The sequence below is a fragment of the Azotobacter chroococcum genome, assembly GCF_004339665.1.
Classification (GTDB): Bacteria; Pseudomonadota; Gammaproteobacteria; order Pseudomonadales; family Pseudomonadaceae; genus Azotobacter; species Azotobacter chroococcum.
The window spans coordinates 65,464-82,283 of the sequence record NZ_SMMU01000008.1 but is presented as its reverse complement, the minus strand read 5'-3'; the positions used below and the strand labels follow the sequence as shown (position 1 = coordinate 82,283).

12 protein-coding genes are annotated in these 16,820 nt (G+C 67.3%); all 12 read right to left on the bottom strand.

The genetic code is table 11. The features are described 5' to 3' along the window. Positions 1-9: 9 nt before the first annotated feature. The 12 genes from EV691_RS09420 to EV691_RS09365 all read right to left on the bottom strand — a co-directional run bounded on the left by EV691_RS09420 (position 10) and on the right by EV691_RS09365 (position 16,809). Positions 10-2,628 carry a DEAD/DEAH box helicase gene (locus EV691_RS09420; RefSeq protein WP_131302694.1) on the bottom strand — a complete coding sequence of 873 codons (2,619 nt, stop codon included), beginning with the start codon at positions 2,626-2,628 and terminating at the stop codon, positions 10-12. A gap of 188 nt (positions 2,629-2,816) precedes the next feature. Beyond that, positions 2,817-3,281 (bottom strand): multidrug transporter, encoded by a 465-nt coding sequence (locus EV691_RS09415; RefSeq protein ID WP_131302820.1) that lies wholly within the window; start codon positions 3,279-3,281, stop codon positions 2,817-2,819. A gap of 173 nt (positions 3,282-3,454) precedes the next feature. Continuing rightward, positions 3,455-4,900, bottom strand: coding sequence for a mannose-1-phosphate guanylyltransferase/mannose-6-phosphate isomerase (locus EV691_RS09410; protein ID WP_131302692.1), 1,446 nt, complete (start codon positions 4,898-4,900; stop codon positions 3,455-3,457). Between the two features lie 94 nt (positions 4,901-4,994). Then, positions 4,995-5,639, bottom strand: a complete 645-nt coding sequence (locus EV691_RS09405) for an alginate O-acetyltransferase AlgF (RefSeq protein ID WP_089169069.1) — start codon at positions 5,637-5,639, stop codon at positions 4,995-4,997. A gap of 31 nt (positions 5,640-5,670) precedes the next feature. Next, a complete protein-coding gene (locus EV691_RS09400; RefSeq protein ID WP_131302690.1) occupies positions 5,671-6,837 on the bottom strand; it encodes an alginate O-acetyltransferase in 1,167 nt (388 codons plus the stop codon). Positions 6,838-6,849: 12 nt separating this feature from the next. Next, complete coding sequence (locus EV691_RS09395; protein WP_131302688.1) at positions 6,850-8,355, bottom strand: MBOAT family O-acyltransferase; 1,506 nt, start codon at positions 8,353-8,355, stop codon at positions 6,850-6,852. A 193-nt stretch (positions 8,356-8,548) separates the two neighbouring features. Beyond that, a complete protein-coding gene (locus EV691_RS09390; RefSeq protein WP_131302686.1) occupies positions 8,549-9,670 on the bottom strand; it encodes a mannuronate-specific alginate lyase in 1,122 nt (373 codons plus the stop codon). Between the two features lie 8 nt (positions 9,671-9,678). Continuing rightward, the gene (locus EV691_RS09385) at positions 9,679-11,130 is read right to left on the bottom strand and encodes an alginate O-acetyltransferase AlgX-related protein (RefSeq protein ID WP_131302684.1); all 1,452 of its coding nucleotides are present in this window, start codon (positions 11,128-11,130) and stop codon (positions 9,679-9,681) included. Positions 11,131-11,149: 19 nt separating this feature from the next. Next, positions 11,150-12,724 (bottom strand): mannuronan 5-epimerase AlgG, encoded by a 1,575-nt coding sequence (algG, locus tag EV691_RS09380; protein WP_207390301.1) that lies wholly within the window; start codon positions 12,722-12,724, stop codon positions 11,150-11,152. 35 nt (positions 12,725-12,759) lie between these two features. Beyond that, a complete protein-coding gene (locus tag EV691_RS09375; protein ID WP_131302680.1) occupies positions 12,760-14,247 on the bottom strand; it encodes an alginate export family protein in 1,488 nt (495 codons plus the stop codon). Then, positions 14,244-15,629, bottom strand: a complete 1,386-nt coding sequence (locus tag EV691_RS09370; protein WP_131302678.1) for a sel1 repeat family protein — start codon at positions 15,627-15,629, stop codon at positions 14,244-14,246. Before EV691_RS09370 ends, EV691_RS09375 begins: the two co-directional genes overlap by 4 nt. 13 nt (positions 15,630-15,642) lie before the next feature. After that, entirely contained in the window at positions 15,643-16,809 is a 1,167-nt protein-coding gene (locus EV691_RS09365) for an alginate biosynthesis protein Alg44 (RefSeq protein WP_131302676.1), read from the bottom strand. Positions 16,810-16,820 lie beyond the last annotated feature (11 nt).

Genomic DNA, 16,820 nt, shown 5'->3' with positions numbered 1-16,820 from the left:
TAGCGCTCTTCACTCCAGCGGCGCGAACAGCGCGGCGATGTCCTCCTCGTCCATCCGCCACTCGCCCTGGACGGCGCCTTCCAGCAGGCCGCGGGCCAGCTCGGCCTTGGCCTTCTGCAGCTGCTGGATCTTCTCCTCGACGCTGCCGCGGGCGATCAGCCGGTAGACGAACACCGGCTTGTCCTGGCCGATGCGGTAGGCGCGGTCGCTGGCCTGGGCCTCGGCGGCCGGGTTCCACCAGGGATCGAAGTGGATCACGGTGTCGGCGGCGGTCAGGTTCAGTCCGGCGCCGCCGGCCTTCAGGCTGATCAGGAACACCGGCAGGCGGCCGGCCTGGAACTCCTCCACCGGCGTACGCCGGTCGCGGGTGCTGCCGGTCAGCTGGGCGTAGGGGATCTTGCGGGCCTTCAGCTCCGCGGCGATCAGCTCGAGCACGCCGGTGAACTGCGAGAACAGCAGCACGCGCCGGCCCTCGGCGAACAGTTCCTCGAGCATCGGCAGCAGCGCGCTCAGCTTGGCGGAGTCGGCGCTCTTGCAGCCGGCCGCCGCCTCGTCGTCGAGCAGGCGCAGGTCGCAGCACACCTGGCGCAGGCGCAGCAGGGCCTCGAGGATCAGCAGCTGGCTGCGCGCCAGGCCCTGGCGCTGGATCTCCGCGCGGATCTTGCTGTCCATCGCCAGGCGCACGGCCTCGTAGCGGTCGCGCTGCGCTTCGGTCAGTTCCAGGTATTGGGTGATCTCGCTCTTCGGCGGCAGCTCGGGGGCCACCTGTTCCTTGGTCCGGCGCAGCAGGAAGGGCCGTACCCGCGCCTTGAGGTGGGCGAGGCGGCCGAGGTCGCCGTGCTTCTCGATGGGCAGGCGGTAGTCCTGCTTGAAGGCCTGCTGGTCGCCCAGCCAGCCGGGCATCAGCAGGTGGAACAGCGACCAGAGCTCGCCCAGGTGGTTTTCCATCGGCGTTCCGGTCAGGCACAGGCGATGCCGGGCGTTGAGTTCCCGCGCGGCCTGGGCGGCCTTGCTGCGCGGGTTCTTGATGTTCTGCGCCTCGTCGAGGATCAAGAGGTGGTAGGGCTGGCGGGCCAGGGCCTTGAGGTCCCGGGCCAGCAGGGCGTAGCTGGTCAGCAGCAGGTCGGCGTTGCCCATCTCCGCGAACAGGGCGCTGCGCCTGGAGCCGTGCAGGGCCAGCACGCGCAGGTCGGGGGCAAAGCGCGCGGCCTCGTCCTGCCAGTTGGGGATCAGGCTGGTCGGCATGACGATCAGCGCCGGCGCGCTCAGGCGTCCGGCTTCCTTTTCCAGCAGGATGTGCGCCAGGGTCTGCAGGGTCTTGCCGAGGCCCATGTCGTCGGCCAGCACGCCGCCGACCTGCAGCTCGCGCAGCGTCTGCAGCCAGGCCAGCCCCTGCAGCTGGTAGGGACGCAGCTCGGCCTGGAGTCCGGCGGGCGCCTGCATGGCCTGCTGCGGCAGGTCGCGCAGGCGCCGGGCGAAGTCGCGCAGCGCCTCGCCGCCTTGCCAGTGCAGCGGCAGCCCCTCCTCAAGGGTGGCCAGCCGGGCCGCGTCGGGGCGCGCCAGGCGCAGGCGCTGCGGGGCCTCGCCCGGTGCCTGGAAGAACAGTTCGCCGAGACTGGCCAAGAGAGGCCGGAGGCGGCCGAAGGGCAGGGCGAGGCGCTGGCTGGCGCCCAGCGCGCGCGACACCGGCACTAGCAGCAGCTCGTCGTCGGCGCGCCGGGCCAGGGCCTCCGGGGTCAGCAGCCAGGGGTTGTGGCGGATCGCGTGGAGCAGGATCGGCAGCAAGCTGAGGCGCTGGCCCTGCACCTCGATGCCCATTTCCAGCTCGAACCAGTCCTGCTCGGCGGCCGGCTCCAGTTGCAGGTACCAGTCGTCGATGTCCAGCAGGTTGTAGTGGAACTCCGGGCGCATCTCGATGCGCCAGCCCTGCTCGCGCAGGCGCGGCAGGTCGTGGCGCACCCAGTGCAGCCAGCTGTCGTCGTCGAGCAGTTCGAAAAGCTCGCCGGCCGTCTCCGGCAGGGCCTCGCTCTTGCGCAGGGCGATGTGGAAGCCCTGCGCGGCGAGGGTCTGGCGGTGGTGCGCCTCGGCCTCGGGATGGCGGCGGATGCGCAGGGTTTCCGTGGCGCCGGGCACCAGCAGGTCCCTGGCCGGCTTGCCGAAGGTCAGCTGCTCACCGTAGTGGAAGGCCAGCGCCGCGCGGTGCTGGGTCTGCTCGACCATGCGGCCCTTGCGCGCGTCGTAGTGCAGGCGCACGTGGCTGCCGAGGCTCAGCTGGGGGACGGGCTCGAGGTCGTCGACGCGCCGCTCGGGCAGTTGGGGCCTGGGCGCGGCGGGCGGCGACTGGCGCTGCAGGGTGAGCAGGGCGGCGACCACATGCTTGCAGTTGTGGCCCACCGGGCAACTGCAGCTGCCTTCGATGCGCCAGTGGTCGGCCTGGGGCTGCAGGTGGATGTGTTGCCGGTAGCGGCGGGTCACCGAGCCCCGGCAACTGGCGTCGACTTCGTGTGCGGCGACCTGCAGCAGGGTGCAGCGTCCCTGGCTGGCGTAGTCCTGGCCGCGTTGCAGGGTGCCGGGGTCGAACTGGTCACGCCAGTCTTCCTGGCGCAACCGAAGGAGATCCGGCTGCATCAGCGGTCCTGCCGTGGCGGATGCTGCAGGGAATGGAAAAGAGTGTGCATGGGCGCTGGAAAATTGATGGAAACCGCCGATTCTCTCACAGCAGGACGCATTGGGCAGCCTTGACGGCCGGCATCTGGACGGACGTGGCGCCTGGAACCGGCATGCCCCGGCAGGGGGAGCCATGCAAAAAGTGCCGCTCAGTCGGCGAAACGGCCGTCCAGGCGTTCGGCGCGGAACTCCAGGCTCTGCGCCCGGTAGCCGTGGCGCAGCGGCGGCAGCGGCAGGCAGGCGTGCCAGTCGCTGCCCGGCGCGAGTGCGCCGGGGGCAACATAGTGCGGTCTGTCGTAGCGGTCCTCGACCAGGTCGACGCTGTCCCCGGGGGCGTAGGCGGCGACCCGCCAGCGCAGTTCCTGCAGCGGCAGACGGCTGCCGTTGTGCAGGTGCACCGCCAGCGGGCGGTCGGCCGGGCACTCGGCAGGCGCGTGGCGCAGCTGGAGCTCCAGCCGGGCGAGGTGCTGTGCGGTGCGCCGTTCCTGCCAGAGGATTCCGGCGGCGATCAGCACCACGCCGAACACCGCGGCGAGGGATACCGTCGCGACCTTGTCGGGGTAGCGCAGCAGCAGGGCCAGCCAGACGAGAAGGAGCAGGGCGCCGATCAGCATGGGCGCTCGACGCGAAGGCAGGACATGGGCGGTCTCGGAGCAGGATGCTGCGAGCATTCTACGGGGGAGTCCTCCCGGCGGGGAGTTCCTGGCGCGGGGCGCGCCCGCCGCCGGATTGCCCGGCGGAGGGAGGGGATTCCGGACGCCGGGGATGCGTCCGGAGCGCGCGGCGGTCAGCCGGCCACGGAGCGGCTCTGCGCGCCCTCGGTGCGGCCGTAGACGTCCTCGAGGCGTTCGATGTCGTCCTCGCCCAGATAGCTGCCGGACTGCACCTCGATGATCTCCAGCGGGATCTTGCCGGGGTTGGCCAGGCGGTGCACGGCGGCGACCGGGATGTAGGTGGACTGGTTCTCGGTGAGCACGAAGGTCTTCTCGTCGCAGGTCACCTGAGCGGTGCCGGACACCACGATCCAGTGCTCGGCGCGGTGGTGGTGCTTCTGCAGCGAGAGGCTGGCGCCCGGCTTGACGGTGATGCGCTTGACCTGGTGGCGGCTGCCCAGGTCCACCGAGTCGTAGGCGCCCCAGGGGCGGTAGACCAGGCGGTGGTTCTGGCTTTCCGGACGGCCCTGCTCGTCGAGGGTCTTGACCAGTTTCTTGACGTCCTGCACGCGGTCCTTGTGGACCACCATGGTGGCGTCCTTGGTCTCCACCACCACCACGTTGTCCAGGCCGATCACGGTGACCAGCTTGCCGTTGCCGTGCACCAGGCTGTTGTGGGTGTCGTGGAGGATCACGTCGCCCTTGGTGACGTTGCCGTTTTCGTCCTTGTCGTGCACTTCCCAGATCGAGGCCCAGCAGCCGACGTCGCTCCAGCCGGCGCACAGCGGCACCGCTGCGGCATGGCGGGTCTTCTCCATCACCGCGTAGTCGATGGAGTTGTCCGGGCAGCAGGCGAAGCTGGCCGGGTCGACCTTCAGCTCGTCGTTCTGCTGCTCGCTGCGCTCCAAGGTCAGCAGGCAGTTGTCGTAGATGTCCGGGTCGTGCTCCTTGAGTTCCTCGAGGAAGCGGCTGGCGCGGAACAGGAAGACGCCGCTGTTCCAGAAATAGTTGCCGGACTCGACGAACTCCTTGGCGCGGGCGAGATCCGGCTTCTCGACGAACTGCAGGACGCGGTTGGCGCCTTCGGGCAGGCTGCCCTGCACGGCGAGGTCGCACTTGATGTAGCCGTAGCCGGTTTCCGGGCGGTGGGCGGGGATGCCGAACAGCACCAGTTCGCCCATTTCCGCGGCCTGGGCAGCCACCTTGAGGGATTGCTCGAAGGCCTGCTGGTCGGCCAGCACATGGTCGGCCGGGAGGACCAGCAGCAGTTCGTCGCGGCCCTCGGCGAGCAGCTTCATGGCGGTCAGGGCGATGGCCGGCGCGGTGTTGCGGCCGAAGGGCTCGAGCACCAGGCCCTGCACGTGCAGGCCGACGGCTTCGAGCTGCTCCTTGACGATGAAGCGGTGCTCCTGGTTGCAGACCACGATGGGGCTCTGCATGCCTTCGAAGGCCAGGCGCTGCAGGGTCTGCTGGAAGAGGGTCCGCTCACTGGTCAGGGCGAGGAACTGCTTGGGGTACTGTTTGCGAGAAAGGGGCCAGAGACGCGAGCCGCTGCCGCCTGACAAGATCACCGGAATCATAGATTGCGCTCCTTTGGAAATGGGGTACTGCACTGCTTGCTGTGTCCCTGCTGGTGTTCCGCACTGGTCTTGAACGTGATTCGTGACGGACCGCTCACTCTTTTACCGGGGGTTTGACCCAGACGGGGTTGATCTGGTTCGCCGAGCCGGTCACATACAGACAAACAATTTCGCCACGGGCTAGACTGATGGGTTTGAGGTCGGCGACCTTGCGCTCGCCGTCGAACAGCGCCAGGTTGGCCTTCACCGGGTTGATCTCGCGGTCGCCGCGGCCCTTGGGCTCCACGCTCTTCACCACTTCGGTCTTGCCGTCGGCGGTCTTCAGGGTCAGCGGCTTGTCGGAGAGGTTCTGCACCCGCAGCATGGCCTTCTGCTTGCTCTTGAAGGCTGGTTCCTCGACCAGCAGCGGGGCTCCGCCGGCCTGGGTCACCAGCGTGTAGTAGTGCTCGGCCGCCAGGTTCACCGGCAGGCTCTGCGAGCCGATGCGGGCGCTGTACTGGCCGGCCGGCAGGTATTCGAAGGCGCTGCTGGCCAGCGGCGAGACATCTTCCAGCGAGACGCTGCCGACGCTGGCGCTGACTTCCTGGTTGCCGGCGTTGTAGAGGCGCACGAAGGTCGAGCCCTTGGGCGCGACCGCTTCGTAGAGCGCGCCGTCCCCAGCCTGGGCCTGGGAGCCGGCGAAGCCGAGCAGCAGGCTCAGGCCGAGGGCGAGGTGGTGTTTGCGGTTCAGTCGGGTCATCTCAGGTACTCCTTGAGGGGATGGCGGGCGCTCAGTGGCGCGCCCCTTGCGAGGTGGCGGTGTTGTCGGCCAGGTGTTTGTCCTGGCGGCCGGCGGCCTTGAGCTGGGCGATCCACTCGGCGTCGAATTCGCTCAGGTCGTAGGCCATCGGCAGGTAGCGTTCGGGAAACTCCCAGATCACCAGGCGCGGCGGTGCGTTCTTGAAGTCGTCGCTCTGCAGGAACTTGAGCATCGGCAGGAGCGGTCCGCGGCCGTCCTCGGCGAAGTTCACCAGGTCGCTGCCGAGCGCCTGGCGCAGCGCGCCGGCGAAGTTCCAGCGTTCGTCGGCGCTGTAGCTGGTGCCGACCAGGGCCACCGGCACCTGGGTTTCGGCGAACAGATCGTCTGCGCCGGCCGCGTTCTCCTCCTGCGCACGGGTGCTGTGCTTGGTCAGTTGGTCCGGCGGCGGCAGCAGCTCCTCGAACAGCGGGTCGAGCGGCAGGAAGTTGGTCAGGTCGCCCTTGTGCGGCTCGCCCGGTGCGGTTTCGGTGACGTAGCGGCTGCCGCTCTCGGGGACCAGGCCGCTCGGTTTGATCGCCGTGGCCAGCTGGCCGGCGACGACCTGGGCGCCGTAGGGCGTCCAGTGGGTGTCGGTGCGCAGGAACACCTGACCCTCGGCCTTGGCCTGGCTCAGCGGACCGAGCAGGTCCGGCGCCTGGATGCCGGCATCGGCCACGGCGCGGCGGAAGTTCTGGTAGAGCTGCTCGTGCAGGGGCGCCGGGCGGTGCTCGCCGAAGTTCTCCGGGTACAGGCGCGCCTTGGCCGGCAGGATCGCCATCACCAGCTGCACGTTGTGCCGCGCCAGGGTTTCGCGCACGCCCTGGATCAGCGCCTGGTTGTCCTGGGTGTTGTGCAGGGCGCCGGCGACCGGCTTGAACTCCTCGTCGCTGTACAGCCAGTCGTTGGCGCCGACCACCACGCCGGGGCGGCCTTCGCCGAACAGGCTGAAGTCCAGCGCGGCCCAGAGGTTGGTGCCGAGCCGCTTGATCGGGAATTCCTCGTCGTAGTGCTTTTCGAAGGCCAGGGCCAGCTTGCCGTTGAGCACCGGGGTGTCGGGGGCGGCGGAGAAGTCGCTGGCGCCCTTGAGCGACCACAGGCTGAGGGCCAGCAGGGTGCCGGTGAAGGTGCCGGCGTAGAGCAGGTTGGAGGTTCTGTTCATGGCGATCCCTCTTCAGAACTGGAAGTAGAGGAAGGGCGAGAAGCTCTGCGCCGAGAGCTTGAGCACCGAGGCGGCGAACAGCAGGAGCAGCGCGACGCGGGTCGCCAGCAGCGGCAGGTCGATGGCCGCCGACGGCGCCAGGCTCCGGGTGCCGTTCGCGGCCGGGACGATGCCCGGGGCCCCGTCGGTCTGTTCGCTGGCCTTGGCCTTGGGCGCGCCGGTGAGCGGCTGGGCATGGAACTGGCGGATGCCGAACACGGCGATCACCACGTAGGCGAGCAGCAGGGTGGCGATCTGCAGGCTGGTCAGCTGCGCGCGGTTCAGCTCGGACAGGGTCCAGTCGCCGAAGCTGAACATGGCGGCGTACATACGCCAGGCCACGTCGAGGTTCTCGGCGCGGAAGATCACCCAGCCGACCATCACCAGCAGAAAGGCGAAGATCCAGCGCAGCGGACGGATGCTCTTCGGCGCGGCGTCGATGCGCAGGGCGCGCTCGATGGCCAGCCAGGTGCCGTGCCAGGCGCCCCAGATGATGAAGGTCCAGTTGGCGCCGTGCCACAGGCCGCCGAGCAGCATGGTCAGGACCAGGTTGCGGTAGGTCTGGAAGGTGCTGCCGCGGTTGCCGCCCAGGCTGATGTACAGGTAGTCGCGCAGCCAGGTGGACAGGCTGATGTGCCAGCGGCGCCAGAACTCGGTGATCGACTGGCTGATATAGGGCTGGTTGAAGTTCTCCATGAAGCGGAAGCCCATCATCAGGCCAAGGCCGATGGCCATGTCGCTGTAGCCGGAGAAGTCGAAGTACAGCTGGGCGGTGTAGGCCAGGGCGCCGAGCCAGGCGTCGCCGGTGGTCGGATCGCTGAGGGCGAAGCAGTGGTCGGCGATCGGCGCCAGGCTGTCGGCGATGAACACCTTCTTGATGAAGCCCTGCATGAAGCGGGTGCAGCCTTCGGCGAACTTGTCCAGCGTGTGGGTGCGGTGGTTGAACTGGTCGACCAGGTCGCGGAAGCGCAGCACCGGGCCGGCGATCAGGTGCGGGAAGATCGCCACGAAGGCGGCGAAGTCGATCAGGTTGCGGGTCGCCGGGGTGTCGCCGCGGTATACGTCGATGATGTAGCTGATCGACTCGAAGACGTAGAAAGAAATCCCGATCGGCAGCAGGATGTGGGTGACCACGAAGGGTTCCAGGCCGAACGAGGCGATGATCGCGTTCAGGCTGTCCACGCCGAAGTTGGCGTACTTGAAGTAGCCGAGCACGCAGAGGTCGACCACCACGCCGAAGATCAGCCAGTGCTGGCCAGTCTTGCTGCGCACGCCGGCGGCGCCGATGCGCAGACCGATCCAGTAGTTGAAGACGGTGACGGCGGCGAACAAGCCGAGGAAGTCGATGCGCCACCAGGCATAGAAGATATAGCTGGCGGTCAGCAGCAACAGATTGCGATAGCGCGCCGGGCTCAGGTAGTACAACCCGAGAAATAGCGGCAGGAATAAAAACAGGAAGACGTTGGATGAAAAAACCATTACCCGTGTCTCGCTTCTAGCACCAATTGTTCAGGCTCTTCATGAGCCCGGCCTCTCCCCCGGGAGCCCCCGAAGATGTCCGTTCCCGGTTGCGTCTGTTGCGCATTTCGGGGCTGTCCCGCTCTGCCTTGGGGAGGCTCTGCGGCCGGCGACGGACGGACTGCCGGCTGCTGGGTCGATGCTGCGGCTTGCGCTAGTCGCGCTTGCCGAGGGTCGATTTGGACGACTTCTCGTCTGGATCGAAGATCCGGGTCAGGTCGCCGCCCAGACGGAAGTTCTTGAACGGTCCCATTTCGGCTTTTCTTTCCCGCAGGTCGGGGGAGCAGGCATAGAGCACACAGTAGGGCTCCAGCCAGGAGTACTTGCTGTCGTCGTGCACGTCCTTCATGTTCTGGTCCTCGTCATCGGCCCGTTCGACGAACGGCTCGGGATCCTCGACGCCAGCCAGCACGCGGCTGGCCAGGCGCCCCAGGGCGCCCTCGTTGTCATTGCGCAGGTCGACGCCGTTGGCCCGGGCGAAGACGGCGATCATCATCAACGGCGGCAGGCTGTAGTTGTGGTAGGCGAGGGCGCGCTGGCGGCGCTTGAGCTCGTTGGGCAGAAAGCCCTCGGGATCGACCTGATTGGCATAGATGTGGAACTGCTCGACTGCCCAGTCGAAAAAGTCGCGGCGGTTGGTCGCCACGCCAGCGGCCATGACCGCCCAGGCCGCCCAGTAGGAGTGGTTGTTGATCCGCTTGAGCGGCAGGTCGCTCCAGTCCTTGATCACCTGCTCGCCCACCTCGGCGAACCAGTCCTCGATGCGCTGCGCCTGTTCCGGATAGGCCGCCAGTGGCTGCGAGCTGGAGAACTTCAGGAGCAGGTAGGCTCCGGCCAGGCTGCCGAGAGCCCATTTGCGCATGGACTTGCCGGTGTGGTTGCTCTGGGTGGAGAGCAGGGCCTCGTCCTCGGCCCAGGCGTCCAGCCAGGACAGGGCGCATTCCAGGTCGCCGGTCCGGCCCTTCTCCATATAGCGCGTGACTATCCGGCTGAAGCCCCGCTCAAGCTGGGTGATTGGCGCGATCCCTTGGAGGAAGGCCTTTTCCGCCTCCTTGTTGAGGGTCGCCCGGGCCGAGTCCGAGCCTTCATACTTGCTGCGGAACGTCAGCGGGCTAGTGTAGGGCTCGGGCACCGCCGGGCAGGCCTGTGCCTTGCCTTTACGGATCTCCACCGCCGCGTAGTAGCCCATGGGCGGAACCAGGGCGCTGGCGGCGTGGACGGCACTGCTCAACAGCAGGCTGCCGAGCAGGCAGGGGAGGGCGAGTCTGGTTTTCATGGGGAACCTCAGTTGCCGCTGCGCGCGGTCAGGTTGGCCGGAGCACGGTAGTCGTGGCGCTTGCACAGGCGCACCTCGACCTCGACGGGCTCCTTGAGCCCCTCCGGCGGCTGGATTTCCATGGCGAAGAAGTTCAGTCCGCCCCAGTCGGCCTCGTCGCGCATGTTGAAGGCGAAGCGGCCGTTGGTTTCGGTGGTGACCGGCTTGTCGAACTGGAACTTCTCGCGGCGGCCGGTCATGTACCAGATGGTGCCTTCCAGCTTCTTCACCGAGGGGTCGCTGAAGCGGATGTCCAGCTGGTGGCGGGAGTTGGTGGCCTCGACCAGCCGGCCGGCGCCGTTGATCAGTACTTCCTTGCCGGCCTCGCCGGGACGCAGGGTGGCCTTGCCGGCGAGCAGGGGCTTTTCGCCGTCGCAGGCATTGCCGAGCATGGCCAGCGCCTGGCGGTAGAACTTGTCCTCGGCCAGGTCGTAGAGCGGCGAGAACTCCCAGATGAGGATCTTCGGCGGGTTCTTCTGGAACTCGTCGCTGCTCAGGTATTCGAGCATCGAGCCTGCCAGGCCGCTGCCGGGGAAGGCGACGTTGAGGATTTCGGCGCCGGTGTATTCGGAGAGGAAGCCGGCGAAATTGTAGTTCGTGCCGCTGTGGCTGGTGCCGACCAGGGTGATCTGCGGCAGGCTGCTGTCGCCGAACAGGTCGTCGCCGCCACCTTCGCCCTTGAGCTCGGTGAAGAACTGGTCGCTGTGCTCGAAGGCGTAGGTGGTGTTGCACAACTGGCCGGCGACCCGGTGGTGGGTGCCGCGCTTGCCCATGCGGCCCATTTTCTTGGTGACGAATTCCTTCTGCGGGATGTCCTCGAAACCGGGGATCTTCTTCACGGTCTCGGCGACGATCCGCGCACTGCGTTCGGCGCCGTAGGAGGTCCAGTGGTGGTCGCCGCGGAAATAGAAGGCCGGTTCGGCCTTCTCGTCGGTCAGCGGGGTCAGGTCGGGCACCCAGTAGCCGAGCCCCTCGAAACGCTTCAGGGTCGCCTGGAAGTTCCTCACCGCCTTGTCATAGTCGAAGCTGGCGTAATCGGCGGGGGACAGTTTGTTGCGGTGCACCATGCCACGGGTCGGCTGGTAGACGACCACCAGCTCGACGCCGCGGCTCTTGAAGGCGTCGCGCAATGCCTTGAGCTGGCGGTAGCCCTCGGGGGTGGTGCCGAATTCGGTGCGCAGATCCTCCTTGGTACGGAACAGCCAGTCGCTCTCGTTGCCCTGCACCAGGGTGACGAAGTCCTTCATGTAGCTGCTGCTGTAGGCGTTGGGGTCGGCGGCGGCCGGGCACAGGTTGCAGCAGGACTCGGCCCGGTAGGTGGGCAGCCCGGCAGGGGGTTCGGCACGCACGCCGGTCGCGGCCAGGGCGATCGCCGCGGCCAGCGTGGAGAGGCCAATCCATTTGCGGTTGTGGGTCTTCATGTACGCAGTCTCGTCGGTTCTACAGCTCGGCCTGGGTGGGGTCGACGGCGGGGTCGATCAGCACGGCCTTCTGGCGGCGTATCAGCAGGTCGAGGATTTCCTCCTGCTTGTCTTCGAGGACGCCGGTGAAGGTGAGGCCTGAGCTCTTGGTCGGGGCGAGCATCTCCACGCGGTACAGCTCGAGGCTCAGCGGCGAGTCCACCGAGATCGGCGACGAGCCGTTGCCGGCCAACTGGCCGCCGACCACGATCATCGACACCTTGGTGTCGAAGGGGTCGAGCTTGAAGTTCCGGTCGGTGTTGCTGAGGTCCTTGATGTGGCCGTAGATGCCGGTCAGCTGGTTGGCGGCGGCGAGGTTCTCGTAGATGCGGATGTTCATGCTGTTGCGCATGCGGATGCCGTGGCGCGCATTGCCGATGATCCGGTTACCCCAGATGAGGTTGTTCGAGCTCTCGTAGAGGGTGATGCCGTCGGAGTGGTTCTGGTACACCTCGTTGTAGGCGACCAGGTTGTGCTCGCTGTTACGGTCGAGGACGATCCCCGATAGCTTGTTGTCGTGGGTGCGGTTGTTGATGATCCAGCTGTTGTTGACCTCCCGCGAGACGATGATGCCGTGCTTCTTCTTCGTCCCGTAGACGTGGTTCTCGGCGATGATCAGGCGTTCCGAACGGTCGTGGGGGTCGATGCCGTAGACGATGTTGTCGCGGTAGGTGTTGCCCTTGACCACCACGTCCTCGGCCTCGTAGCAGTAGAAGCCGTAGTAGATGTCCTCGAATACCGAATCGATCAGCCAGCCGGTCGGGTGCGAGCGCTTGAGGCGCTTGTGCATCTCCGGGGTGTACTGGGTGATGCTCACGCCGTAGGACTTGCTGGTGTTGTAGCCGAGGCTGGCGATGGTGCTGCGCGAGATGTAGGTCTCGGTGCCGCCCCAGGACACCAGGAAGGGGCGGAACACCTCCTCGCCGCGGTAGCTGGACGGGGCGTTGTTCTTCTCGCTCCAGCCGACCACCTTGGTGTCGGTGATGAACAGCTTGCCGTCGTTGACCAGGAAGGAGCCGCGCTCCTCGGAGAGGCGCAGCTCCTTGACGTTCTTGCCGATGTGCAGGGTCGCGCCGGGGGCGACGACGATCGGCAGGCGCGCCACGTAGACGCCCGGCGCGGTCTCGGCGAACTGGCTGGGCGGCAGTTGCCGGGCCAACTGGCTCAGTTCGACGTAGCCGCCTTCGACGAAGATCGCATGGGGCATGCCGCCCTGGCGGGAAACCCACTCGCGCAGGCGCTCGTTGCCGCCGGTGAAGTCCTTCAGGGCATTCTGCTGCAGCATGCGCCGCACCGCGAGGTGGCCGCCGGGCTTGCGCTGGATCTTGGCCTCCACCGCCGCGGGGGTGTAGCCGGAGAGGTCCGGCAGCTTGGGCGCATCCAGATGCAGCGCCTCGATCGAGGCGCTGGTGACGCTGTACTGCTTCGAACTCAGGGTGGCGGGAGCGGACTGCCCCGCCGCCTGCGGCGGGGCGGCCTGGCTCCAGGCGCTGGTGGCCAGCAGCACGCCGAGCAGCAGGGGTTTGAGCTGGGTGGATGCAAGTCTTCGTTGCATGTTCATGTTCGATCCTCTCAGCGTGCCGCTGGACCCTAGAAGCGCCAGATCATGTCGACGAAGACACGATGCATCTTGGTGTCGCCCTTGCTGGCATAGGCACTGCCGGGGAAGAACAGGCCGCTGCGCAGACGGATCAGTGCGGACTCCTCGTCCAGTTCGCCGCCCCAGCCGGCCGGCAGCATGCCTTGGTTGAAGTAGCGGGTGATCACCAGGTCGACTTCCTGGCCAAGGTCCTTTTCGCCAGCCTTCAGGGCGTCCTTGTCGTTGTCGTCGAACGGGCTGATGCCGTTCTGGCCAAGTTCCTCGTCATCGTCGACCCGCCAGAAGCGGTGGTAGATCAGGCTGGTTTCGAAGTCCGGGTTGGGCTTCCAGGAGGTGAACAGGGTGCCCACCTGCATGTTGGTCAGCTCGCCACGGAAGGCCTCGCCGAAGCGGTGGATGCGCGTCTGCAGGCCGGTGAAGCTGGAGCGGTTGCTGTGCATGCCGGTCTGGATGAACTGTTCGGACTCGTCGTCGCCCTCGCCGCCGCTGCCTCGGGCATAGGCCGCGCCGAGCTTCCAGCGGTCGTTGAGGTTCCAGCGCAGGCCAAGGTCCACGGCCCAGGCGTCGACGTCCATGTCCTTGTAGTGGTCGGGGCTGCCGCCCTCGGCGAAGTGCCGCTTGTCCATCTCGCCGGTCAGCCAGGTGAATTCGGCCCAGTAGTTGAGCGGCATGGTCGAGCGATGGTTGAAGAAGTCGCCGTCCAGGTGCACGCCCAGCCAGGTCAGGTCGCCGGTGTAGGCCTTGCTCTGCTTGTCCTCTTCGGCATCTTGCTGGCTGTCCGGCAGGTCGCCGTCGTCGCTGCTGTGGTGCACCTTGAAGCCGGCCCAGTGGCCCGGCCGCCACTGGTAGTCGAGGCCACCGAAGGCATGGGTGCGGTCCTTGTCTTCCGCGCTCACGTTGTCCAGGTCGGTGCGGTATTCGTCGAAGCGTTCGGCGACGCCGAGCTGGGCACGCAGCAGGCTGGTGTCCATGGTCCAGTTCAGCGACTCGATGTGGATGTCCCACCAGGTGCCTTCGTTGGTCAGGCTGCGCACGCGCTGGCGGCCGAGGCGCAGGTGCTCGCCGGGATAGTCGGTGAGGCCAGCGTAGTCGATCCAGAATTCGCGCAGGGCGAGATAGCTCTTGTCCGGGTCGCGGCTGTTGTCGCGATTGAACCCCGATGCGGTGCCGTCCTCGTCGTCGAGGTTGGGGTCGGTCGGGTCGGTCTCGATGATGTCGGTACCGGCGACCGCCTGCAGCATGACCATCGCGCCCCAGTTGCCGCGCTGGCCGTAGACCCAGGGCCGCAGGTCGAGGGCGACACCCTCGGCGTCGCCGCCGTTGCGGGTGTCCAGGTCACGGTCGTCTTCCGACTGGGCGGTGATCTTCACCTCCATGCCGTAGTTGCGGTCGGGCCCGACCGGGCCTGCCAGAAGGGGGGAGCAGAGCAGGGTGGCTCCCAGTCCCAGTCCGGCGCTTATGGATTGCTTCCTTCTCATAGTGCTTCCTGTTCGGTTTGCATGGCTTGCAGCTGCGTCGGGGCTTGCCACGCGCCGTAACGGACCTGCTGTTCATCGCGCAGCAACTGTTCGCCCCGGGTGCGTTCGGCGGGAGCGATCAGGGCTTCGATTTCCTGCAGCAGGGGTTCGGAGTCCGGCCGGCCCTGGAGCACGGCGAGGCGCGCGAAGACGTAGGCGTTGGCCAGGTCGATGCGGATGCCGCGGCCCTGGGAGAACAGCTGCGCCAAAGCGTAGTCGGCGCTCGCCTGGCCGCCGCGGGCGGCGGTCAGCAGGCTGTCGACGGCCTTCTGCGGGTAGACCTCGCCGAGGAAGCCGCGGCGGTAGATCTGGCCCAGGTAGTAGTTGGCGCTGTTTTCCGTTGCGGCGGCCTTGAGGAAGTGCTCCTCGGCCTTGAACGGGTCCTGGGGAAGCAGCTTGCCTTCGTAGTAGAGCCGGCCGAGCAGCAGGTCGGCGGCCGGCTGGGCGGCGGCGCGGCCACGCTCGAGATAGCCGAGCATCTGGTCGATGTCGCCGCTGCCGGGGAAGTCGTAGAGCAGGCGCGCCAGAGCGACCCAGGCAGCCGGGTGGACCGGCGCGATTTCCTCGAGCGTGGTGCGCGCGGTCTTCTCGTCCGACTGGCCGAGCAGCGGGTTGGCGAGCACGCCGGCGACGTCCATGACCAGCTGCGCCGGCACGGCGCCTGCGCGCTGGGCGGCCATGAGCTGCTGCACCAGCGCCTGCAGGCGGTCGTTCTGCCCGCGCTTGAGGTAGACGGTGGCCAGCTCGATGTAGCAGTCGCTGTGTTCGGCGAGACGCTGCTGGCAGATCCGCTCGATGTCGTCCAGGTGCTGGTCGTAGGTGCCCTGGGTGCGGTAGAGCACGATCTGCGCGATGTCCGCTTGGGGATGGCCGGCGGCGCGCCACTGGTCGATGCGCTGCTGCAGGCTGACATCCGGGAAGGTCTGCGGATTCTTCAGGTAGAGCATCGCCAGGGGCAGCAGCACGCCGTCCTCGCCGGCGGCGAAGGCGTCGCCGAGCAGCTGCGCGGCTTCGCGCTTCTCCGCCTCGCTGCTGGCCGGCTTGTAGGCCAGCAGCTTGCCGAGGCGGGCCTTGGCCCGCGGCGAGGCATCCAGCGCCATGCGGTAGGTCTGTTCCGCCTTGCGCAACTGCTCGGGATCGCCGCTGGCCAGCTGCATGTCGGCCAGACCGAGCTGGGCGTCGGTGAAGCCCATATCGGCGAGCTGGCGGAAGTGCCGCTCGGCGGTCTGGGTGTCACCGCGCTGCAGGGCTTCCTTCGCCAGGCGCTGGTCGGGCAGGTCGAGGTTGGCGCAGGCCGTCAGGCCGGCCAGCGCCGAGAGCAGTAGGGGCTTGGTCAGATTCACCAGAGGGTTCCTCTCAGATTCCGGCGGTCACGGCCTTGTCGATCAGCCAGTCGTAGGAGGGGCCGCGGTCGATGACCACTTCCACCGGCTGGCCGGCCAGGCTGCTGTCCAGCGGCTGCTCGGGCTGGATGATCACGCGGATGTCGCTGGACAGGCCTTCGGCCTGCAGGGTGCTGCTGACGATCCGGCCGTAGCGCGGCTGCTCCTCGCCGGGCACGCTGAAGCTGATCTGGGTGCCCGGCTGGACCTTGGCGAAGTCGTGGTAGCGGAAGCGCGCCTCGACGGTGGCGGCGGCATCGCGCGGCAGCAGCTCGAAGATCACCTCGCCCTTGGAGGCGAACTGGCCGTTGGCGACGCGTTGGGCGACCACCTTGCAGTCGCACGGGCTGGTCAGGGTGCCCTTCATCTGCTTGGTGAACAGCTTCTCGACGTTGGCCGGGTTGAGCTGCTCCTCGCTCAGGTGGCCCTTGAGCATTTCCAGCATGGAGGCGGAGAAGGAGGCGATCGGCGCGCCGTTGTCGACCAGGCCATCCGGGCCGACCAGGCTCTGCACCGTGCCCTCGCGGGGCATGGTCACTTCCATGCTGGGCACGCTGACCATGCCCGATTCGGCATGGGTGACGAAGTAGAGGCCGTAGAGCTGCTTGAGGATCAGGCCGAAGGCGCCGAGGCCGGCGATGAAGATCGCCAGGCTGAAGCTGACCGCGCGCAGGCGTTCGAAGACGGTCTGCTGGGCCAGTCCCTTGCCCTTGCGTGCCTTGGTGAAGTTGTCGCGCTGCAGGGTGCAGATCATGTCGCCGACGGTGACCAGCTCGCCGCTCAGGTGCGAGGTGATCAGCTGGCGCAGGGTGGCGATCTCGCGGGCGCCCAGGCCGTGGAACTGGCAGCCGGTGCGGCCGGTTTCCGGATCGAGGTTGCGCACCTGGAACTCGACGTCCATGGCCAGGCCCAGGCTGTCGAGCTGGAACAGCAGCTTGCCGCGGTGGAAGGCGCCCTGCTGGGTGACCGGCTTGCCGCTGGCGAAGCTGAAGCCGCCGGCAGAGATGTCGATCAGGCGCTGCTCGATGGTTTCCCGGTTGGGGCCGAGGAAGCGGATCTTGCCGGGCAGCTTGACGCGGGCATGTTGGCGTTGCGCTTCCGACTCGTGGACCACATTCAGGTTGAGGGTCGCAGTATTCATGGTTGCATGTC